We start from the raw sequence: 21967 nt of genomic DNA, 5'->3' as shown, positions 1-21967 counted from the left end.
AGGTAGGATGGTTTCACCAAATAAAGCCCTATAAAGGTAAGGAAAATACCGAATGAAAAACTGGATAAAAACATTAGTGATCGCAGGTACATTATTTGCGAGTACAACCGCCAGTGTCATGGCAGCTACCACCGTCAAAGTGGGAATGTCTGGTCGTTATTTCCCGTTTACTTTTGTAAGTAAAGATAAGCTACAAGGGTTTGAAGTTGATCTTTGGAATGCGATCGGTAAACATAATGATTATAACGTTGAGTTTGTTACCGCCAGCTTTTCTGGTTTATTTGGTCAATTAGAAACGGGTCGTATTGATACCATTTCAAATCAAATTGCCATCACCCCAGCCCGCCAAGCCAAATTTTTATTTAGTCAGCCTTATGTTATTGACGGTGCACAATTAGTTGTTCGTAAAGGCAATAACACCATCCACTCAACGGCTGACTTAGACGGTAAAACGGTGGGTGTAAATCTCGGTTCAAACTATGCACAACTGTTACGTAATCTGCCTAATGCCGATAAAATTAATATCAAAACCTATGACAGTGGTATTGAACAAGATGTCGCTTTAGGACGTACCGATGCTTTTGTGATGGATCGTTTATCGTCAGTTGCAGTTATTAATACTAAACACTTACCATTACAACTTGCAGGCAAACCATTTGCGACCGTTGAAAGTGCATGGCCATTTTTAAATAACGCCAAAGGTAAATTACTCCAACAACAAGTAAATCAAGCCTTAGTCGCAATGCGTAAAGACGGTACGCTCGCAGCAATATCAAACAAATGGTTCCATACTGATATCACTCAATAATTAACGTTTTCACCATCGCAACCCTTGCGGTGGTGAATTTATTTATATCGCTTACACAGCTAGAATAACGGATCACCATTATGGGTTTTGATTTTGATTATATGTTGTCGTTGATTCCTATTTTGTTGAAATACCTGCCAACGACATTACTCATGGCCTCTATTGGTGCCATTTTTGCGCTTTTACTCGGTTTAATTATTGCTTTAATTCGTATTTATAAGCTGCCGTTACTCAACCCTCTAATTCAACTTTACATCAGCTTTTTCCGCGGCACCCCACTCTTAGTGCAACTATTTTTATTGTATTACGGCTTACCGCAAGTACTGCCAAGTTTAGTCGGATTAGATGCATTTAATGCCGCTGTTATTGGTCTTAGTCTCCACTTTGCCGCTTACATGGCAGAAAGTATTCGTGCCGCCATTCTGGGTGTTGATCGTAGTCAACGTGAAGCCAGCCTTTCGATAGGCATGACAGAATCACAAACTATGTGGCGAATTATTTTACCGCAAGCAAGTCGTATCGCTTTACCTTCGTTAATGAACTATTTCATTGATATGATCAAATCAACATCGTTGGCCTTTACACTCGGTGTACCTGAAATTATGGCAAAAGCCCAAATGGAAGCATCATCTAGCTTTAAATTCTTTGAGGCTTTTCTTGCTGTTGCTATTATATATTGGGGTGTAGTGATAGTGCTTACTCGCTTACAACAATTAGCTGAAACACGCTTAGATAGGGCTTACGTACGATGATTACTATAAATAAACTCACTAAACGTTTTGGCGAACAGACCATTTTTAGCGATATTGATCTCACCATAAAGCAAGGTGAAATTGTGGCGATTATTGGCCCATCAGGCACAGGGAAATCAACATTTTTACGTTGTATTAATTATCTTGAAAGTGCCAATAGTGGCACCATTACCATTAACGATGCGAAAGTTGACTGCCTGCAACCTAAAAAAAGTGACATTTTAGCGCTTCGACGCCAAACCGGATTTGTTTTTCAAAACTACGCGTTATTTAATCACCTTACTGCGCAACAAAATATCAGTGAAGGTTTACGCATCGTTAAAGGCCTCGACAAACAACAAGCGCAACAACGCGCACTGAATATTTTAACCGATATTGGCTTGGCTGATAAAGCCAATAGCTACCCCGCCGCCCTCTCTGGCGGTCAGCAACAACGAGTAGGTATCGGCCGAGCAATGGCATTAGATGCTGAGCTACTATTACTTGATGAACCCACATCAGCACTCGACCCGTTGTGGGTCAATGAAGTGCTAAACTTAATAAAAAAATTGGCAGCACAACAACAAACAATGTTGATCGTCACTCATGAGTTACAATTTGCGCGTGAAGTCGCCGATAGAGTGATCTTTATGGCCGACGGTCAATTTGTAGAGCAAGGGCCACCAGAGCAGATCTTTAATCACCCTAACGATCCGCGATTGAAGGCTTTTTTGACTCAAATAGGGATCTAATAAGGATCCTTGAATTTCGCGCTGTAAAACGTATAATGCAGCGCCCGTCATTAGATGTGGGTATAATTATTGACTCTTTGTTAGTCAGTGATTACAATTCCGCCTCTTTGTTCGTGGTAATTGACCAATTATGGCCAATTACGTCTAACAAACTTAAAAACTGATCAGTTAATTTAAGGTAAAACCATGAAACGCACATTCCAACCTTCTGTTCTTAAGCGTAAGCGTAATCACGGCTTCCGTGCTCGCATGGCAACTAAGAACGGTCGTGCAACAATTAATGCACGTCGCGCTAAAGGCCGTAAGCGTCTTTCTAAGTAATCATCGACGATTATTTTGAATAAGTTCGCTTTTTCTCGGGAGTTACGTTTGTTAACTCCCGAACATTATAAAACTGTCTTCCAGCAAGCTCATCGTGCTGGCTCTCCCCACTTGACTATTCTTGCCCGTTCTAACGAACTTGACCACCCCCGTCTCGGTCTGGCTGTTCCAAAAAAACAGATTAAAACTGCTGTCGACAGAAACCGTTTCAAACGCGTTGTTCGCGAAAGTTTCCGTTTAAAACAACATCAGCTTCCAGCCTGTGACTTCGTAGTCATCGCAAAGAAATCAGCCAATGGGTTGAGTAACGAAGAACTATTTACGTTGTTAGATAAGTTATGGCATCGCCTGTCTCGCCCGTCGCGTGGCTAGTCGTAAGACTAGTCCGCTTTTACCAACTGGCAATCAGTCCTCTTCTTGGACCACGCTGTCGGTTCACCCCTACATGTTCTCAATATGCGATCGAAGCTGTAAAAACGCATGGAGCGCGAAAAGGTTGTTGGTTAGCGGCGAAACGTCTATTAAGATGTCACCCTTTAAATGACGGTGGTTACGACCCCGTTCCGCCAACCAAGCATAACGACAGAGAACATTAACCATGGGTTCCCAACGTAATATTCTGTTAATTGCCCTACTGTTTGTCTCATTCTTGCTATTTCAGCAATGGCATGGCGACAAAAACCCGCAACCAACGAAGCAGGGTGTAGAGCAACAAGTCAATAACAACAGTGGTATTCCATCACATTCAAGTGATAATCAACCACTGATTGACCAGAAAACCTCAACTAATTTAATTACCATTAAAACGGATGTACTGGAATTAACAGTCGATACGCTTGGTGGTGATGTTATCAATGCAAAACTACTTAAATACGACAACACCCTAGATTCTAAAGACCCATATGTTTTATTAAGTGATGCTGATGGCCGTGATTATGTCGCGCAATCAGGCTTAATTGGAGCAAATGGTTCTGATTCACCAGCACATGGCCGCGCACAATACGCTGTGACCGCGAAAAGCTTTGTGATGGCAGCAGATCAAAACGAACTGCGTGTACCAATGACATTCACTAAAGATGGCATTAGCTACATCAAAACATTCGTTTTCACACGCAACGATTATGCAGTTAATGTTGATTACACAATCGACAACAAAACTGACAAACCAGCAACGGTACAAATGTACGCGCAGCTGCGTCACCGTCTAGCAAGTAAAACTGGCGGCGGTATTAAAGGTATGGCAATGCACACCTACAACGGTGCCGCATATTCAGCTAACGATACTAAATACAAAAAATACAGTTTTGATGACATCAAAGAGAAGAACCTTAACCAGTCAGCAAATGACGGTTGGGTTGCGATTATGGAGAACTACTTCGTATCAGCATGGATCCCTCGTGATGGCAAAGACCAAACATCTCAACTCTACAGCAGCGATAACAATGGTATAGGCTATATCGGCGTACGTATGCCGTTAGAAACTGTGGCTGCTGGTCAAACAAAAGAAATCAAAGCAACATTATGGCTTGGTCCTAAGTTGCAAAAAGAAATGGCAGCAACAGCCACTAACCTAAACCTAACGGTTGATTACGGTTGGTTATGGTTCATTGCAAGTCCATTGCATAAATTACTTTCTTTCATTCACAGCATGGTAGGCAACTGGGGTGTAGCAATCATCATCCTAACGCTAATTGTTCGTGGTGCTATGTACCCACTAACAAAAGCACAGTACACCTCAATGGCTAAAATGCGCATGCTACAGCCTAAGATTCAGGCAATGCGTGAGCGTTTAGGTGATGACCGTCAACGTCAAAGCCAAGAAATGATGGAACTGTACAAAAAAGAAAAAGTAAACCCACTCGGTGGTTGTTTACCTATCATGCTACAGATGCCAATTTTCATCGCGCTATACTGGGCACTAATGGGATCAGTTGAATTGCGTCATGCGCCATTCTTCGGTTGGATTACGGATCTATCTGCACAAGACCCGTACTACATCTTGCCAGTCCTAATGGGCGTATCAATGTTCCTTATCCAGAAGAACAGCCCATCAACTGTAACGGATCCTATGCAGCAGAAAATCATGACCTTTATGCCGGTTATGTTTACTTTCTTCTTCCTATGGTTCCCTTCAGGCTTAGTACTGTACTGGTTAGTGTCAAACTTTGTGACTCTAATTCAACAAACCATTATTTTCCGCGCGTTGGAGAAAAAAGGTTTACACAGCAAAGCTAAATAAGCGGTATCTGTGAATAAGAGGCGACCTTAGGGTCGCCTTTTTTTATGGGGCCGATTAGGCGTAAACCCGCTCTGTGGTTTACAATCATCAAGTCATTTTTAAGCAAAGCCAAGGTTATGAATCAACATATCGATACTATCGTTGCACAAGCAACACCACCGGGCCGTGGCGGCGTCGGCATCATTCGCGTTTCAGGTCCTAAAGCGAAAGAAGTAGCCCTTGCCGTTGCTGGTCGTGAATTAAAAACCCGTTACGCTGAGTATCTGCCATTTAAAAATGAAGATGGTACCGCCCTTGACCAAGGGATCGCGATATTTTTTAAAGGTCCAAACTCGTTCACGGGCGAAGATGTATTAGAACTACAAGGCCACGGTGGCCCAGTATTAATGGATATGATGATCCGTCGCATTCTTAATATTGATGGTATTCGTCCAGCACGTCCGGGTGAGTTCTCTGAACGCGCCTTTATGAACGACAAACTTGATTTAGCCCAAGCTGAAGCCATTGCCGATTTAATCGATGCTAGCTCAGAAGAAGCCGCTAAAAGTGCCTTTAAATCACTACAAGGTGTGTTCTCAAACAAGATCCATGAATTAGTCGAAGCATTAATTCATTTACGCATCTATGTTGAAGCTGCGATTGACTTCCCTGAAGAAGAAATAGACTTTCTCTCTGACGGTAAAGTCAGTGGTGATCTCAATCGCATCATGGATCATCTTGCAGAAGTACGTAAACAAGCCAACCAAGGCGCTATCATACGTGAAGGCATGAAAGTCGTTATTGCTGGCCGCCCTAACGCCGGTAAATCGAGCCTATTAAATGCCTTATCAGGTAAAGACAGTGCGATTGTGACCGATATTGCAGGTACAACGCGTGATGTATTACGTGAACATATCCACATTGATGGAATGCCATTACACATTATTGATACCGCAGGTTTACGTGAAGCCACGGATGAAGTCGAGCGCATTGGTATTGAACGTGCTTGGGCTGAAATTGAACATGCTGATCGGGTGTTATTCATGGTTGATAGCACCACCACTGATGCTACCGATCCCAAAGATATCTGGCCTGACTTTATTGAACGCTTACCAACAAATATGGGTTTAACCGTTATTCGCAATAAAGCCGAACTAACCGGTGAAGTCACGGGAATGAGTGAAACCAACGGTTCAACGGTTATTCGCCTTTCCGCGCGCACAGGCGACGGTGTGGACGACTTACGCGAACATCTAAAGCAATGTATGGGATTTGCTGGTACGACTGAAGGCGGCTTTATGGCGCGTCGTCGTCACTTAGATGCTCTTGAGCGTGCCGCCGAACATTTAGTGATCGGTAAAGAGCAATTAGAAGGCTTTATGGCAGGCGAGATTCTGGCTGAAGAATTACGTTTAGCTCAACAGCACTTAAGTGAGATCACTGGTGAGTTTACATCGGATGATTTACTCGGACGTATCTTTACTTCGTTCTGTATTGGTAAGTAAATACTAACCCAATACATTAGTAACAAAAAACGCCATACATCTTTGATATATGGCGTTTTTTATTATTATTTAGCGTTAGGCATAGGATAATTTATGCTGATATATTCAGGTTCTTCAATACCTGAATGCTGATTCAATACTCGCGTTAAAGCAAAAAAGTAATTCACCAATAAATTACTAAATCGCGGTAATGTTTCAGGCACCTTCTTCCCCTCTGCATCAACTTTTACTAATTGACGAACCACTTTCTTGGACAAACTACGACATTGATGTAATTGCACCACAGCCCCCACCCCTCGTGGTAACACAAAGCGCTTATTCTTATCGGTCACTTGAGCACGGAAATAATGATAATCCGCTTTAAGTTTAATAATATCGGCCTCAAAAATACCGCATTTACCACGAATAGAGCCATTAAGATTGAAAATACGCGGTTGTAACCATGATAAAGATTGGCGTATTTCATCATCGGCTAACTGTGAAATAGTCAATCCAACATAAGTACATAATTCATCAGTTAATATTTCAAAATCACATAAAGAAGAATCTTCAAAAATAAACGGATAAGCAAGCTCGTCAATATCGCCTGAAAATTTTAATACCATTGCTTTGTTATTCCTCGACAAATAAGCCCAATTCTAACAGAAGACGGTCATTGACAGCGCTCAAAAAATCACTAACTATGTTCGCAAAATTTGCTTGCCAAAGATGATGCCAGCTTACCATTAGCAGCATATGGAAAATTATGTATCAACGACTTAAAAACTTATTTTTTATAGGCTGCTTATGCACCAGTACAGCCTGTTTGAGTGCCGAAACCTCATATCCAATAACCGTCATCGATGCCAGTCAGCAGTCACTGACATTAACGAAAATACCCGCTCACATTGACTCTAAAAGCATGTTCAGTGATCAAGTATTAATGGCGCTATTACCATTACAAAACATCACCAGTTTAAGTCGCTTAAGTAAGGACCCGACTTATTCAATCATTGCCGATAAAATCCCAACGACCCTGCCATTACGCGACCTGAATGTTGAACAAATTATTGCTGAACACCCAGATTTAGTATTTGTCGCTAGTTGGAGTGATGGATCTAAAATAGCCCAGTTGCGCGCTGCAGGTATCAACGTTTTTGTCATTAAAACCGTTTATAGCCTCAAGAATATTGAAAAAAATATTTTATTAGTTGGCAAACTCATTAATCAAAATACAGCAGCAATCGCGTTAGTTGATAAAATGAACGATAAACTTAAACAACAAATTATTATTCCAGAAAAACAACTGACAGCCATTGAATACACGCCATGGGGCGCATCCAGCAACCATAATTCCACCGTTAATACGATTATTAACCAAGCACAACTCAACAATGTGATTGCGTATAATAGTGGCGATAAATTTGGTCAAGTCCCGATCGCTAAAGAGCAACTGTTAGCACTTAACCCTGATGTAATTATTATTCCTGGCTCAGATAGTGATGGCTTTAGACAACAGTTATTACACGATCCCGCATTACAAACATTAACCGCTATTCGTGATCGAAAAATTATTAGTTTACCGCACGCATTACGTTCAACTGATAGCCAATATATTGCAGATGCGATCATCTACCTTAATCATAAGGTTTATCAACCCCATGATAGTTCATCAATACAGTAAACCCGCCCAAGGATTGTTAGCATTAATCGCGTTACTGGGACTGCTAATGATTTATCTTAGCTTGGGTTCAGTCGCTATTCCCATTCACGATATTTTTGCGATGTTAGTCAGTTATATCCATGGTGGAGAAGCCTTAGCACAACAGCAGTATCCGTTAGCTTCTGCCATTATTTTACAGATTCGATTACCACGAGCTTGCGCGGCAATATTAGCAGGGAGTGCGTTAGCGTTAGCGGGTGCTTGTACTCAAGGTTTATTTAGAAATCCTCTGGCAAGCCCAGATATCCTTGGCATTAGTGCAGGCAGTAGTTTTGCTGCCGTGGTGGCAATAGTCAGTGGTTTAACCGTCGTCAACCCCGCATTATTACCTCTTGTTACTGCCATTGGCGCATTAACAACAGCCACGATTGTGTATTTGATAGCCCGTCAAACTCAACAACATGGATTGTTTATTATTCTCGCAGGATTGGCGGTATCGAGTTTATTGGGAGGCTTAACTATGGGGGTGCTTTTGACTGCTCAGCAATATGAAGTGAGTGAGTTTGTATTCTGGACCATGGGCGGTTTAGATGGGCGTACATGGCAACAATTATTATGGCCAACCCCCATTATTATCATTGCAGCATGGATATTATTGCGCCATGGTCAAACCTTAAATTTACTCGCTTTAGGTGAACAAAATGCCCACGGAATGGGGATCAATGTTCGCAACAGCCGACGAATATTATTACTACTAGCCACCCTTCTTACCGCGATGGCGATCGCTGTTGCCGGTCCAATCGGCTTTATTGGTTTAATTGTGCCGCACTTAGCCCGGTTACTGGTAGGACCAAATAATCGTATTTTATTACCCTTTTCGGCATTATTTGGCGCTATGTTCTTACTTGTATGTGATCTTATTGCTCGAACGGTTATTGCACCGAATGAATTAAAAACAGGGATTATCACTGCAATTATTGGTGGGATCTATTTTATCGCTCTGCTAATACGCAGCCAATATAAAGGCCTACAAGCATGATCCCACCACTTGTGATCAACCAATTAAGTTATTACCAAGGATCACAACCATTATTGCAGAATATTAACTTTGCCATTAATCCAGGAGAACTCGTCGGTATTATTGGTCCTAACGGCGCAGGAAAAAGTACCTTACTTAAATGCCTCAGCGGTTTTATATCCCCTAATAGCGGTAATATTTCTTTATTTGAACGCCCCCTCAATAGTTACAGTCATCAACAGCGCGCACAGTACTTAAGTTATTTACCCCAACACACCGAACCCGCCTTTGGATTTCTGGTTCAAGATATTATTCATTATGGTTATCATCAATCAACATCGTTATCAAACCAAGAAATAACCAATATTATTAGTGAGTTAGAAATAACACCATTATTAAAACGCCCCATTAATCAACTCTCAGGTGGAGAGCAACAACGAGTACATTTTGCACGATTATTAATTCAAAATGCCACCATCATGCTACTTGATGAACCAACAGCAAGCCTTGATATTGGCCATGAATCACTATTACTTAATATTCTTAGTCACCATTGCCAACAAGGAAAAAGTGCACTGATTGCCATCCATAACCTTAATACTGCCATTACATTTTGCGATCGTTTATTACTGCTTGAACACGGTCAACAAATTGCCTTTGATAGCCCTAAAAAAGTATTAACACCACATCAAATTACTGAACTTTATCATCATAATGTTAGTGTTATTCAACATCCAGACAATCAAAAAATCATTATTTTGCCGCGTCAACATAAGATCATTTAATCAACCTGATCAGGGTTATGATCGAAATAATTGAAGATCATAACCCTGTGTAAATAATAAGGGGATCATGTGGGTAAGATCATCATTTAAGATGGACTTCCATTTATGATTAACGACCACCAAGATCTTCTTACCCACTCTAAACCTTCATTTTTTAGTATAAATACCCACATTTTTTCCCTCTTTAATCCCCATCATTAGTTAGTGGATAAAAAAAAGCGATTTTTAGTGAATAAAAGCCATGAGTTATGCCATAAAAGCTATCTTTATAGGGTTTGATCTCAGTACAATCTCATTTAGGTATTCACTGTTTCATCACAATGATCCCATCAAACACCAATCTGAGGCCAATTATGTCAACTATTACCCTAATCACTGGGAGCACGCTTGGTAGTGCTGAATATGTCGCCGATCATTTAGCTGATTTATTAACAGCACAAGGTCATCAAGCAAATATCACTAATCAACCTCAGTTAGCACAACTAAACCAAGACACAATTTGGCTTATTATTTGCTCAACTCACGGTGCCGGTGATTATCCAGATAACTTTGTCGCCTTTGCTAACGCGCTTACCCATCAAAAACCTACTCTTAATCAGCTAAAATTCGCCGTTATAGGGCTTGGGGACAGTAACTACGATACTTTTTGTGCTGCAGGTAAAAAAATTCAAGCGCTACTACTCACATTAGGTGCAACTCAACTTGGTGAACGACTTGATATTGATGTTTCTATAACACCAGTACCTGAAGATGCCGCTGAAATATGGTTTGAAGAGTGGCAACATTCAATTAATGATTAAAAAATGCTCAATAGTTACTCAATTAGTAATCCTATTTAATACTTTCATCTGTGGATAACTATAGATCTAAACGGTGATCAACCCATAGTTATCCCTTGAATAACTTATGGCCTCCTAAGCCCCTGTGCATAAGTAGCCATTTTGATCCCAGCCTATCCTCTGGAAGATCCAAGCTACTCCACAGCAAATGATCGTCCTTAAATGCATGATCATAAGGATCATTTATCGGTTATCCACACGATCAGTGGATCCTAATAGTAGATCTAATAGAAGATCTCTTTAAAAAGATCTTAAATATATTTAAGCGACGTAAATCAGTGATCAAATGATCTTGATGAAAGATTCTCTCTTGCCAAGAAACAGGATAGAATGTCCGCCCTTTGCTCTAGTTAACACACTGGCTATTTAAATACCTGAGGAAGTTCCATGTTTTACCAGGAAAAATTTGATGTCATCGTTGTGGGTGGTGGTCATGCCGGTACAGAAGCGGCACTGGCAGCTGCCCGAATGGGACAAAAAACCTTACTATTGACCCATAATATCGATACGTTGGGCCAAATGTCGTGCAACCCAGCTATCGGCGGGATCGGGAAAGGACACCTGGTTAAAGAAGTTGACGCCCTTGGTGGCTTGATGGCACATGCTATCGATAAAGGCGGAATTCAATTCCGTACGCTCAACTCTTCCAAAGGCCCAGCAGTACGGGCAACCCGTGCACAAGCAGACCGTGCACTTTACAAAGCAGCAGTACGTAATGTATTAGAAAATCAGCCAAATTTAATGATTTTCCAACAAGCTGTGACAGATTTGATTGTTGAAAACAACCGCGCAACAGGCGTAGTTACTGAAATGGGTTTAAAATTCCACGCGAAAGCGGTGGTATTAACCGTAGGAACATTCCTAGGCGGTAAGATTCATATTGGTTTAGAAAACTACAGTGGTGGTCGTACTGGTGATCCAGCATCGATTGCATTAGCGGATCGTTTACGAGAACTTCCATTACGCGTTAATCGTTTAAAAACAGGGACTCCGCCACGTATTGATGCGCGTAGTGTCGATTTTAGCGTGCTTGAAACCCAACATGGTGATAATCCAACCCCAACATTCTCGTTTATGGGTAAACAATCGGATCATCCTCGTCAAATTCCATGTTTTATTACTTACACCAATGAGCGTACTCATGAGGTTATTCGTAATAACCTTGATCGTAGCCCAATGTATGCCGGTGTAATTGAAGGTATTGGCCCACGCTACTGCCCATCAATTGAAGATAAAGTGATGCGTTTTGCAGATAAAAACAGTCACCAAATTTTCATTGAGCCTGAAGGCTTAACCACCAATGAACTGTATCCAAATGGTATATCAACAAGCTTACCGTTTGATGTTCAAATCCAAATTGTGCGTTCAATGAAAGGTTTTGAGAATGCCACAATTATGCGTCCTGGTTATGCAATTGAGTATGATTTCTTTGACCCACGCGATCTTAAACAAACCTTTGAAAATAAACACATTGATGGATTGTTCTTTGCGGGCCAAATTAACGGCACAACGGGTTATGAAGAAGCGGCAGCTCAAGGCCTGATGGCGGGTATGAACGCAGCATTGCAAACGCAAGACAAAGAAGGCTGGTGTCCTCGTCGTGATCAAGCATACATGGGCGTATTGATTGATGATCTATCAACCATCGGTACTAAAGAACCCTACCGTATGTTTACTTCACGCGCAGAATATCGCCTGTTGTTACGTGAAGATAATGCTGATTTACGTTTAACGCCAATGGGACGTGAATTAGGACTTGTTGATGATGATCGTTGGGCGCGTTTTAACCAAAAATTAGAAAATATGGAACAAGAACGTCAACGTTTGAAAGATATTTGGGTTAATCCAAATTCAGATCACATTGAGAGTTTAAATAAGATCCTTAAGTCACCGATCGTGCGTGAAGCAAATGGTGAAGATCTTCTTCGTCGCCCAGAAGTAACTTATGCATCATTAACGACGATCGAAACGTTTGCACCAGCACACGAAGACATCGAAGCGCGTGAGCAAGTTGAAACGCAGATTAAATATCAAGGTTATATTGATCGCCAACATGATGAAGTAGAAAAATCATTACGTCATGAAACGACTAAATTACCGTTTGATCTTGATTATTCGTTAGTGAAAGGCTTATCGAATGAAGTGGTCATCAAACTGAATGATGCTAAACCGGAATCGGTGGGTATGGCATCACGTATTTCAGGTATTACACCTGCGGCAATCTCATTGCTATTGGTATATTTGAAAAAACACGGTTTGCTTAAAAAAGGCGAATAAGGGGTAAGTAATGAAACAACGTTTAATACAACTTATCGCTCAAACTGACCTACAGGTCACAGAACACCAACTCGATCAATTGATTGGTTATGTGCAACTGCTGGATAAGTGGAATAAAGCGTATAATTTAACATCTGTGCGTGATCCTAATGAAATGTTAGTAAAACACATTATGGATAGCATTGTTGTCAGCCAATATTTAGATGGTGAGCGTTACATTGATGTTGGCACTGGGCCTGGTTTACCCGGGATTCCATTAGCGATTATGTGCCCGAACAAATCATTTACGTTACTTGATAGCTTAGGTAAACGAATTCGATTTATTCGCCAAGTGATCCATGAGTTAAAGATTACCAATGTTACTGCGGTTCAAAGTCGAGTTGAAGAATTTGATCCTGGTGAAGGTTTTGATGCGGTATTAAGTCGAGCTTTTGCTTCAATGTCAGACATGGTCAATTGGTGTCATCATTTACCTAAATCTGGCGGTCAGTTTTTTGCTCTTAAAGGTCAGTATCATCAGGATGAAGCATCAGAGCTACCTGAATGGTGTACCGTTGTTGAAGTTAAATCTTTGCAAGTACCTGAGCTCGATGGTGAACGTCATTTAGTTGTTTTAACGGCAAAAGATTAATTGTTGAGGTTTTTTTGTGGGAAGAATCATAGCTGTTGCAAATCAGAAAGGTGGTGTTGGTAAAACAACATCATGCGTCAATCTGGCTGCTTCATTGGCTGCTACGCAGCGTAAAGTATTAGTGATCGATCTAGATCCTCAAGGTAATGCTACCATGGCCAGTGGGGTCGACAAATACCAAATCGAATCCTCAGCTTATGATCTTTTAGTCGATGAAACTCCATTTAATCAAGTTGTTATCAACGAAACCACTGGTGGCTATCATCTGATAGCTGCTAATGGTGATGTTACTGCAGCTGAAATTAAATTGATGGAAGTGTTTGCGCGTGAAACTCGGTTACGTAATGCGTTAGCACCGGTGCGTGATAATTATGATTATATTTTTATCGATTGCCCGCCATCTTTAAATTTATTAACTATCAATGCAATGACGGCAGCTGATTCAGTCTTAGTCCCGATGCAGTGCGAATACTTTGCGCTTGAAGGCCTAACTGCATTGATGGATACCATCAGTAAGTTAACCGCTGTGGTTAATAGTGAACTGAAAATTGAAGGTTTATTACGGACGATGTTTGATCCGCGTAACCGCCTTTCAAATGAAGTCTCACAACAGCTTAAAAAACATTTCGGTGATAAAGTCTACCGTACTGTTATTCCTCGTAATGTGCGTCTTGCTGAAGCACCAAGTCATGGTCGCCCAGCAATGTATTATGACAAATATTCTAGTGGTGCTAAGGCGTATTTAGCGCTGGCCGGTGAGATGATTCGCCGTGATGAATTAGCATTACAAGCCACTTCGGTTGAAGCGTAAGGTTTTACATGAATTTCAATAAACGAGGCTTAGGCAAAGGCCTTGATGCCCTCTTAGCCACCAGCAATGTTGCTCAAGCTAGAAAACAACAATGTGATGATAATGCATCACAACAAGCGGCAATGGATGGCGAATTACGTCAAATTGCGGTTACTGCGCTTAGATCAGGTCAATATCAACCTCGAAAAGTGATGGCGGCGGATGCTCTTACTGAGCTCGCTAATTCAATTCGTGCACAAGGTGTGATTCAACCAATTGTTGTACGCCGTATTGATAGCCAAAGTTATGAAATTATTGCGGGTGAGCGACGTTGGCAAGCGGCTCGTCAAGCTGGGTTACAGGTTGTGCCTTGTATCATTAAAAATGTTGATGATCGTGCTACCGTTGCAATCGCGTTAATTGAAAATATTCAACGTGAAGACCTGAATGCAATTGAAGAAGCGCGTGCTTTAGAGCGTTTACAACAAGAGTTTTCATTAACTCATCAACAAGTTGCTGATGCTGTAGGTAAATCTCGCGCCGCGGTTTCTAATTTACTACGATTGAATCAATTGTCTGATGCGGTTAAACAATTGGTTGAACAAAAACAATTAGAAATGGGTCACGCAAGGGCTTTATTGTCCTTAGATGACCAACAACAGTTAGCTGCAGCACAAATTATCATCAATAAGTTGTTAACTGTGCGTGAGGCTGAAAAGCTAGTCAAAACTCTGTTAAATCCAACTGAAACGCCAGCTAAGTTAGCACCACAACCACAGACTGTCGCATTACAGTTAAGTTTGAGTGAGCGTTTTGGTACCAAAGTTGCCGTTAACCAAAATAAAAATGGTAAAGGTAAAATCGTTATTAATTTTGATCAACAAGATAAATTAGCGCAAATTCTTGCAATGCTAGGTCACGAACTGTGATCTGCTCGCGGTAATTTTAATTCAAAAATCACCGCAAGTTGTTAGGTTATTTTGTTGTAAAATATAAATGTTTTTTTTGCTGCAATAAGATTGCATTCAATCTGTTCAGTCGTATAATTTTCGCTGTATTTCCCCTGCACTCATGTGTCGTGGAATGGACTCGAGGAACGAATACATGGTATCGGCGCTAGTGAAACCGGGACGCCAATTGGCAAAACGGTTGTTGTTACTACAATCTGGCGTCGTAGTAGCTACGGCATTAACGGCAGTCTTCGCTGTCAATGTTGACTGGGGAATCTCTGCACTTATCGGTGGTGGCATTTTTATAATTGCCAATACCGTGTTTGCTATGTGTGCGTTTATGTATAGTGGTGCCAGGAAGGCACGATTAGTCATGGCGTCATTTTATGGCGGAGAAGTGCTTAAAATCCTCATAACAGTCATCCTTTTTGCCGCGGCTTACCTGTATAAAGGGGTGGAACTTGTTCCCCTCCAACTAACCTATTTGCTGGTCCTTGGTATTAATATTTTCGGACCGGTTTTATTCATTAACAACAACAAATAGGATCAGTTATGGCTGCGCCAGGTGAAGCGCTAACGCCGTCAAGCTACATCACTCACCACTTAACTAACTTATCGACAGATAAGCTTGGTTTAGCGAGTGAAGGAAGTTTTTGGACGGTAAATATCGACAGCCTTGTTTTTTCTGTTCTGACCGGATTATTCTTTTTATGGGTATTTCGTAAGGTAGCAAAACAGGCGTCATCAGGAGTTCCAAGTAAGTTACAATGTTTTGTTGAAATGGTGGTTGAATTCGTTGATACCAACGTTAAAGATACTTTCCATGGCCGCAATCCACTTGTTGCTCCGTTAGCACTAACTATTTTCTGTTGGATTTTACTGATGAATATCATGGACCTTTTGCCCATTGATTTTCTTCCGTATGCCGCACAAAGTGTTGGGATCCCTTATTTAAAAGTGGTTCCAAGTGCTGACGTTAACATCACTATGGCAATGGCGTTAGGCGTATTCGCATTGATGATTTACTACAGCATCAAAGTGAAAGGTCTGCTCGGCTTTGCAAAAGAACTGGCTCTTCACCCGTTCAATCACCCAATTATGATCCCGTTTAACCTACTACTTGAAGTGGTCTCGTTGATTGCGAAGCCAATTTCATTAGGTATGCGTTTATTCGGTAACATGTTTGCTGGTGAAGTGGTGTTTATTCTTATCGCGGCGTTGATGCCGTGGTGGGCTCAATGGCTAGGCTCGGTACCGTGGGCTATTTTCCACATCCTAGTCATTACAATTCAAGCATTCGTATTCATGATGTTAACTATCGTGTACCTGTCTCAGGCACATGAAGACAATCATTAACGATTATTTGTAAATTTTAGATTTTTTATTGGCACTTTAGCCGAAACTATAAACTGGAGATAGTGATGGAAACTTTACTAAGCTTTTCTGCAATTGCCGTGGGCATCATTGTAGGTCTTGCTTCCCTTGGTACAGCGATCGGCTTCGCAATTCTTGGCGGTAAATTCCTTGAAGGCGCTGCACGTCAACCTGAAATGGCGCCAATGCTGCAAGTTAAGATGTTCATCATCGCAGGTCTATTGGACGCCGTTCCAATGATCGGTATCGTAATCGCGTTGCTATTCACATTCGCAAACCCATTTGTTGGCCAACTAGCTGGCTAATAAACCGCTGTGATCAGCCTTTCTCAAGAAGGCTGACTCCAGAGTAAATGGACCCTAGCAACCCTTTTTAAGGAGATGCGTTGTGAATATGAATGCAACTTTGCTGGGTCAGGCTATCGCTTTCTTCTTGTTTGTCGTGTTCTGCATGAAATATGTATGGCCGCCAATTATGGAAGCGATTGAAGAACGTCAGAAGAAAATTGCTGACGGTTTGGCTGCTGCAGATCGCGCTGCCAAAGACCTGAACCTTGCACAAGCTAATGCTTCTGATCAATTGAAAGAAGCGAAACGCGCCGCGAGTGAGCTGATTGAACAGGCAAATAAGCGTAAAGCTCAAATTGTCGATGAGGCTAAAATTGAAGCCCAAGCTGAACGTGAGAAAATTCTTGCTCAAGGTCTGGCTGAAATTGACGCTGAACGTAATCGTGCTCGTGATGAGTTAAGAAAACAAGTTGCAACTCTAGCTGTGATTGGCGCTGAGAAGATCATTGGTCGTTCCATCAATATGGAAGCGCACACTGATATTCTTAATAAACTCACTGCAGAACTGTAATTAAAGGGGCAAGCACATGTCGGATATGACTACTATCGCACGCCCCTACGCTAAAGCAGCATTTGACTTTGCGGTCGAGAAAGGCGAACTAGCATCGTGGGCAGAAATGCTAACTTTTGCTAGCGCTGTGGCAACCAATGACACTATGCAAGATATTCTTGATAGTGGCTATGCCGCTGATAAGCTCACTGAAATTTTTGTTTCAGTGTGCGGTGAGCAACTCGACGAATTCGGCCATAACTTAATTAAAGTGATGGCCGTAAATGGACGCCTCAATGCGCTACCTGATGTCTATGGTGAATTTATGCTGATGAAACATGAGCATGAAAAAACTATCGAAGCTATGGTGATATCTGCCATTGCTCTTGATGAAAGCCAATTAGATGCGATTAGCGCCAAACTTGAGCAGCGTTTAGCACGTAAAGTGATGTTGACCTGCAGTGTAGACGAGACCCTGATTGCTGGGGTCGTAATTAGAGCTGGAGACCTTGTTATCGATAACTCTGTACGGGGAAAATTGAACCGTCTGAGCGATACTTTGCTGTCTTGATTTGGGGAATTGGAGCATGCAACTTAATTCCACGGAAATTAGCGCACTGATCAAACAACGTATTGAAAACTTCAATGTTGTAAGTGAAGCGCGTAACGAAGGTACTATCGTTTCTGTAAGCGACGGTATTATTCGAATCCATGGCCTTGCCGATGTAATGCAAGGTGAAATGATTGAACTACCCGGCGGCCTGTTCGCTTTAGCACTTAACCTTGAGCGTGACTCTGTAGGTGCGGTAGTTATGGGCCCTTATGCTTCGCTACAAGAAGGCATGAAGGTAACCGGTACTGGTCGTATTCTTGAAGTACCAGTTGGTCCGGCGTTACTTGGGCGTGTTGTTAACACCCTTGGTCAACCTATCGATGGTAAAGGTTCAATTGAAACAGAGATATTCTCTCCTGTTGAAGTAATTGCACCAGGTGTAATCGATCGTAAATCTGTAGATCAACCGGTACAAACTGGTTACAAAGCAGTCGATGCGATGATCCCAATCGGTCGTGGTCAGCGTGAGCTGATTATCGGTGACCGTCAAACGGGTAAAACCGCGATGGCTATCGATGCCATCATTAACCAGAAAAATTCTGGTATCTACTCTGTGTATGTGGCTATTGGCCAGAAAGCTTCAACGATTGCGAACGTGGTTCGTAAACTTGAAGAGCACGGCGCGTTAGAAAACACCATTGTTGTCGTGGCATCTGCTTCTGAAGCGGCTGCACTACAATACCTTGCACCTTACTCAGGTTGTGCAATGGGTGAATACTTCCGTGACCGTGGCGAAGATGCACTGATCGTATACGATGACTTGTCTAAACAAGCCGTTGCTTATCGTCAAATCTCACTATTGCTAAAACGCCCACCGGGTCGTGAAGCATTCCCTGGTGATGTTTTCTACCTTCACTCTCGTCTTCTTGAGCGTGCATCACGTGTTAGTGTGCACTATGTTGAGAAATTTACGAACGGTGAAGTGACAGGTAAAACAGGTTCTTTAACCGCGTTACCTATCATTGAAACACAAGCTGGTGACGTATCGGCATTCGTACCGACTAACGTTATCTCTATCACCGATGGTCAAATCTTCCTACAAACAGAATTGTTCAACGCGGGTATTCGTCCAGCGGTTGATCCAGGTATTTCTGTATCGCGTGTAGGTGGTGCTGCCCAAACTAAAGTTATCAAGAAGCTTTCTGGTGGTATTCGTACTGCCCTAGCACAGTACCGTGAACTAGCAGCGTTTGCTCAGTTCTCGTCAGACCTTGATGATGCAACCAAGAAGCAACTTGATCACGGCCAAAAAGTGACTGAGTTGATGAAGCAAAAGCAATACTCGCCAATGTCTGTATTTGAGCAAGCTATTGTTATTTTTGCTGCTGAAAAAGGTTTCCTAGGCGATGTTGAAATTGCCAAGCTAGCTGATTTTGAAGCTGCGTTGCTTTCATTTGCCAAAGGTCAATTTGCTGAGTTAGTAGCTCAAATTGATAAAACGGGTGCTTATAACGATGAGATCGAAGCGCAGTTCTCGAAACTGCTGCAAGATTTCAAAGCGACCCAAACTTGGTAATTGGTTGGTGATCGCTTAGCGATCACCTTCTAACGGAGAGTGACGATGGCCAGCGCAAAAGAGATTCGTAATAAGATCGGTAGTGTTCAAAATACACAGAAGATCACCAAAGCGATGGAAATGGTGGCAGCTTCTAAAATGCGTAAAACGCAAGAAGCTATGGAGTCATCACGTCCATACGCACAAACTATGCGCAAAGTGATCGGTCACCTCGCCCTTGGTAGCCTTGAGTATAAACATCCTTATCTCGAAGAGCGTGAAGCCAAGCGCGTCGGTTACATCATTGTTTCTACTGACCGTGGTCTGTGTGGTGGTTTGAATATTAACTTATTCAAACAAGCCATTAATAATGTTCAGACTTGGACTGAAAAAGGTGCCGAGGTTGATCTCGCGCTAATTGGTGCGAAAGCAACGGCCTTTTTTAATAACTACGGCGGTAACGTAACGGCTCAGGTTTCTGGCCTTGGTGATTCACCAACGGTTGATGAACTGATCGGTACTGTTGGCGTAATGCTGAAGAAATATGATGAAGGTCAATTAGATCGTTTGTATCTGGTATACAACAAGTTTGTAAATACCATGGTGCAAGAACCGGTGATTGATCAATTGTTGCCTTTGCCTAAGTCAGAAGACGAAGCGATGCAGCGCAGCCATTCTTGGGATTATATTTATGAGCCCGAGCCAAAACCATTACTTGATGCCTTATTGATTCGTTATGTTGAATCACAAGTGTATCAGGGTGTGGTTGAGAACCTTGCCAGTGAGCAAGCGGCACGAATGGTGGCAATGAAAGCTGCAACGGATAACGCAGGTGATCTGATTGATGACTTGCAACTTGTGTATAACAAAGCCCGTCAGGCGGCGATTACACAAGAATTATCAGAAATCGTTTCTGGTGCATCTGCTGTTTAAGGCAAAGAATTAATAAGTTTAGAGGATTAACGATGGCTACAGGTAAGATCGTCCAGATCATTGGTGCAGTAGTCGACGTAGAGTTTCCACAGAGCTCTGTACCCAAAGTATATGATGCCCTACATGTTGATGCGATGGAAAAAGGTACGTTAGTACTGGAAGTTCAGCAGCAACTTGGTGGTGGTGTTGTGCGTTGTATCGCAATGGGTACTTCTGATGGCTTACGTCGTGGTTTGTCTGTAGAAAATACAGGCCACCCTATTGAAGTACCAGTGGGCATAGCAACACTAGGACGTATCATGAACGTTCTAGGCCAACCCATTGATGAGTGTGGTGAAATCGGTGAGCAAGAGCGTTACGCTATTCACCGTCCAGCGCCAAGCTACGAAGAGCAATCAAATGCAACCGAACTATTAGAGACTGGCGTTAAGGTTATTGACCTTATTTGTCCGTTCGCTAAAGGTGGTAAAATCGGTCTATTTGGTGGTGCTGGTGTAGGTAAGACCGTTAATATGATGGAGCTTATCAATAACATCGCCCTTCAACACTCAGGCCTATCAGTATTTGCTGGTGTAGGTGAGCGTACGCGTGAAGGTAACGATTTCTACTTTGAAATGCAGGACGCTGGGGTTGTTAACCTTGAGAAGCCTGAAGAATCAAAAGTAGCAATGGTTTACGGTCAGATGAACGAGCCTCCAGGTAACCGTCTACGTGTTGCTTTGACAGGTTTAACAATGGCTGAGCGTTTCCGTGATGAAGGTCGTGACGTACTGTTATTTATCGATAACATCTACCGTTACACCCTAGCGGGAACTGAAGTGTCGGCACTCTTGGGTCGTATGCCTTCTGCGGTAGGTTACCAACCAACACTTGCTGAAGAGATGGGTGTGTTACAAGAACGTATCACATCAACTAAGTCAGGCTCTATCACTTCTGTGCAGGCGGTATACGTACCTGCTGATGACTTGACTGACCCATCACCAGCAACAACGTTTGCTCACTTAGATGCAACGGTTGTACTTTCGCGTCAAATCGCATCGCTAGGTCTATACCCTGCGATCGATCCATTGGATTCAACATCTCGTATGCTTGATCCATTGGTAGTAGGTCAAGAGCATTACGACATCGCGCGTGGCGTTCAAAGTTTACTACAGCGCTATAAAGAGCTGAAAGATATCATCGCAATTCTTGGTATGGACGAGCTATCTGAAGTAGATAAGCAAGCTGTATCTCGTGCGCGTAAGATTGAACGTTTCCTAACGCAGCCTTACCACGTAGCAGAAGTATTTACCGGTTCGCCTGGTATTTACGTATCACTTAAAGATACGTTACGTAGCTTTAAAGGTATTTTAGGCGGTGAATACGACGATATCCCTGAGCAGGCATTTATGTACTGTGGTGCGATTGAAGACGTATTAGAAAACGCCAAAAAACTGTAAGCTAATTAG

25 protein-coding genes are annotated in these 21967 nt (G+C 42.2%); 24 read left to right on the top strand and 1 reads right to left on the bottom strand.

The features are described from left to right. Window positions 1-52: 52 nt before the first annotated feature. The 8 genes from GLP24_RS16900 to mnmE all read left to right on the top strand — a co-directional run bounded on the left by GLP24_RS16900 (window position 53) and on the right by mnmE (window position 6335). A complete protein-coding gene (locus tag GLP24_RS16900; protein ID WP_101769709.1) occupies window positions 53-808 on the top strand; it encodes an amino acid ABC transporter substrate-binding protein in 756 nt (251 codons plus the stop codon). 80 nt (window positions 809-888) lie between these two features. After that, window positions 889-1560: an amino acid ABC transporter permease gene (locus GLP24_RS16895; RefSeq protein WP_152654206.1), complete on the top strand. Its 672-nt coding sequence runs from the start codon at window positions 889-891 to the stop codon at window positions 1558-1560. After that, window positions 1557-2291 (top strand): amino acid ABC transporter ATP-binding protein, encoded by a 735-nt coding sequence (locus GLP24_RS16890; RefSeq protein WP_101769707.1) that lies wholly within the window; start codon window positions 1557-1559, stop codon window positions 2289-2291. Before GLP24_RS16895 ends, GLP24_RS16890 begins: the two co-directional genes overlap by 4 nt. Window positions 2292-2477: 186 nt before the next feature. Then, window positions 2478-2612 (top strand): 50S ribosomal protein L34, encoded by a 135-nt coding sequence (gene rpmH, locus GLP24_RS16885; RefSeq protein WP_045037224.1) that lies wholly within the window; start codon window positions 2478-2480, stop codon window positions 2610-2612. A 15-nt stretch (window positions 2613-2627) separates the two neighbouring features. Further along, window positions 2628-2984: a ribonuclease P protein component gene (gene rnpA / locus GLP24_RS16880; RefSeq protein WP_080159045.1), complete on the top strand. Its 357-nt coding sequence runs from the start codon at window positions 2628-2630 to the stop codon at window positions 2982-2984. Beyond that, complete coding sequence (gene yidD, locus GLP24_RS16875; RefSeq protein WP_082056862.1) at window positions 2951-3208, top strand: membrane protein insertion efficiency factor YidD; 258 nt, start codon at window positions 2951-2953, stop codon at window positions 3206-3208. Before rnpA ends, yidD begins: the two co-directional genes overlap by 34 nt. Window positions 3209-3210: 2 nt before the next feature. Further along, a complete protein-coding gene (gene yidC / locus GLP24_RS16870; RefSeq protein WP_101769706.1) occupies window positions 3211-4851 on the top strand; it encodes a membrane protein insertase YidC in 1641 nt (546 codons plus the stop codon). A 116-nt stretch (window positions 4852-4967) separates the two neighbouring features. After that, window positions 4968-6335: a tRNA uridine-5-carboxymethylaminomethyl(34) synthesis GTPase MnmE gene (gene mnmE, locus GLP24_RS16865; protein ID WP_152654205.1), complete on the top strand. Its 1368-nt coding sequence runs from the start codon at window positions 4968-4970 to the stop codon at window positions 6333-6335. Between the two features lie 65 nt (window positions 6336-6400). Here mnmE and GLP24_RS16860 read toward each other — a convergent pair whose 3' ends face one another. Further along, window positions 6401-6940: a cobalamin adenosyltransferase gene (locus tag GLP24_RS16860; protein ID WP_101769704.1), complete on the bottom strand. Its 540-nt coding sequence runs from the start codon at window positions 6938-6940 to the stop codon at window positions 6401-6403. Between the two features lie 140 nt (window positions 6941-7080). On the opposite strand from GLP24_RS16860, the gene GLP24_RS16855 reads away from it, so the two are divergent. The 16 genes from GLP24_RS16855 to atpD all read left to right on the top strand — a co-directional run bounded on the left by GLP24_RS16855 (window position 7081) and on the right by atpD (window position 21958). Continuing rightward, complete coding sequence (locus GLP24_RS16855; RefSeq protein ID WP_101769703.1) at window positions 7081-7998, top strand: ABC transporter substrate-binding protein; 918 nt, start codon at window positions 7081-7083, stop codon at window positions 7996-7998. Beyond that, window positions 7976-9016: a FecCD family ABC transporter permease gene (locus GLP24_RS16850; protein WP_232584200.1), complete on the top strand. Its 1041-nt coding sequence runs from the start codon at window positions 7976-7978 to the stop codon at window positions 9014-9016. The genes GLP24_RS16855 and GLP24_RS16850 overlap by 23 nt, the downstream gene beginning before the upstream one ends. Next, complete coding sequence (locus GLP24_RS16845) at window positions 9013-9780, top strand: ABC transporter ATP-binding protein (protein WP_221944853.1); 768 nt, start codon at window positions 9013-9015, stop codon at window positions 9778-9780. The genes GLP24_RS16850 and GLP24_RS16845 overlap by 4 nt, the downstream gene beginning before the upstream one ends. A 353-nt stretch (window positions 9781-10133) precedes the next feature. After that, window positions 10134-10580 carry an FMN-binding protein MioC gene (mioC, locus tag GLP24_RS16840; RefSeq protein WP_101769700.1) on the top strand — a complete coding sequence of 149 codons (447 nt, stop codon included), beginning with the start codon at window positions 10134-10136 and terminating at the stop codon, window positions 10578-10580. 426 nt (window positions 10581-11006) lie between these two features. Beyond that, window positions 11007-12896 (top strand): tRNA uridine-5-carboxymethylaminomethyl(34) synthesis enzyme MnmG, encoded by a 1890-nt coding sequence (mnmG, locus tag GLP24_RS16835; RefSeq protein WP_101769699.1) that lies wholly within the window; start codon window positions 11007-11009, stop codon window positions 12894-12896. A 10-nt stretch (window positions 12897-12906) separates the two neighbouring features. Further along, window positions 12907-13527: a 16S rRNA (guanine(527)-N(7))-methyltransferase RsmG gene (gene rsmG, locus GLP24_RS16830; RefSeq protein WP_045037246.1), complete on the top strand. Its 621-nt coding sequence runs from the start codon at window positions 12907-12909 to the stop codon at window positions 13525-13527. Window positions 13528-13543: 16 nt separating this feature from the next. Beyond that, the gene (locus tag GLP24_RS16825; RefSeq protein WP_232604355.1) at window positions 13544-14338 is read left to right on the top strand and encodes a ParA family protein; all 795 of its coding nucleotides are present in this window, start codon (window positions 13544-13546) and stop codon (window positions 14336-14338) included. An 8-nt stretch (window positions 14339-14346) separates the two neighbouring features. After that, window positions 14347-15246: a ParB/RepB/Spo0J family partition protein gene (locus GLP24_RS16820; RefSeq protein WP_232616291.1), complete on the top strand. Its 900-nt coding sequence runs from the start codon at window positions 14347-14349 to the stop codon at window positions 15244-15246. Between the two features lie 175 nt (window positions 15247-15421). Then, the gene (locus GLP24_RS16815) at window positions 15422-15811 is read left to right on the top strand and encodes a F0F1 ATP synthase subunit I (protein WP_045029754.1); all 390 of its coding nucleotides are present in this window, start codon (window positions 15422-15424) and stop codon (window positions 15809-15811) included. Window positions 15812-15819: 8 nt separating this feature from the next. Then, on the top strand, window positions 15820-16623 hold the full coding sequence (gene atpB, locus GLP24_RS16810; RefSeq protein ID WP_152654202.1) for a F0F1 ATP synthase subunit A: 804 nt from the start codon (window positions 15820-15822) through the stop codon (window positions 16621-16623). Window positions 16624-16688: 65 nt separating this feature from the next. Then, the gene (gene atpE / locus GLP24_RS16805) at window positions 16689-16946 is read left to right on the top strand and encodes a F0F1 ATP synthase subunit C (RefSeq protein WP_012551447.1); all 258 of its coding nucleotides are present in this window, start codon (window positions 16689-16691) and stop codon (window positions 16944-16946) included. A gap of 82 nt (window positions 16947-17028) precedes the next feature. Continuing rightward, a complete protein-coding gene (gene atpF / locus GLP24_RS16800) occupies window positions 17029-17499 on the top strand; it encodes a F0F1 ATP synthase subunit B (RefSeq protein ID WP_101769696.1) in 471 nt (156 codons plus the stop codon). Between the two features lie 16 nt (window positions 17500-17515). Next, complete coding sequence (gene atpH, locus GLP24_RS16795; protein WP_101769695.1) at window positions 17516-18049, top strand: F0F1 ATP synthase subunit delta; 534 nt, start codon at window positions 17516-17518, stop codon at window positions 18047-18049. Between the two features lie 16 nt (window positions 18050-18065). After that, window positions 18066-19607: a F0F1 ATP synthase subunit alpha gene (gene atpA / locus GLP24_RS16790; protein WP_101769694.1), complete on the top strand. Its 1542-nt coding sequence runs from the start codon at window positions 18066-18068 to the stop codon at window positions 19605-19607. Window positions 19608-19652: 45 nt separating this feature from the next. Continuing rightward, on the top strand, window positions 19653-20519 hold the full coding sequence (atpG, locus tag GLP24_RS16785) for a F0F1 ATP synthase subunit gamma (protein ID WP_045037208.1): 867 nt from the start codon (window positions 19653-19655) through the stop codon (window positions 20517-20519). A gap of 32 nt (window positions 20520-20551) precedes the next feature. Continuing rightward, a complete protein-coding gene (gene atpD, locus GLP24_RS16780; RefSeq protein WP_101769693.1) occupies window positions 20552-21958 on the top strand; it encodes a F0F1 ATP synthase subunit beta in 1407 nt (468 codons plus the stop codon). The last annotated feature ends 9 nt before the right edge of the window (window positions 21959-21967 follow it).

Origin of the sequence: Photobacterium carnosum, assembly GCF_021236965.1 — a bacterium.
Lineage (GTDB): Bacteria > Pseudomonadota > Gammaproteobacteria > Enterobacterales > Vibrionaceae > Photobacterium > Photobacterium carnosum.
This window is presented reverse-complemented; position numbering and strand designations above follow the sequence as displayed.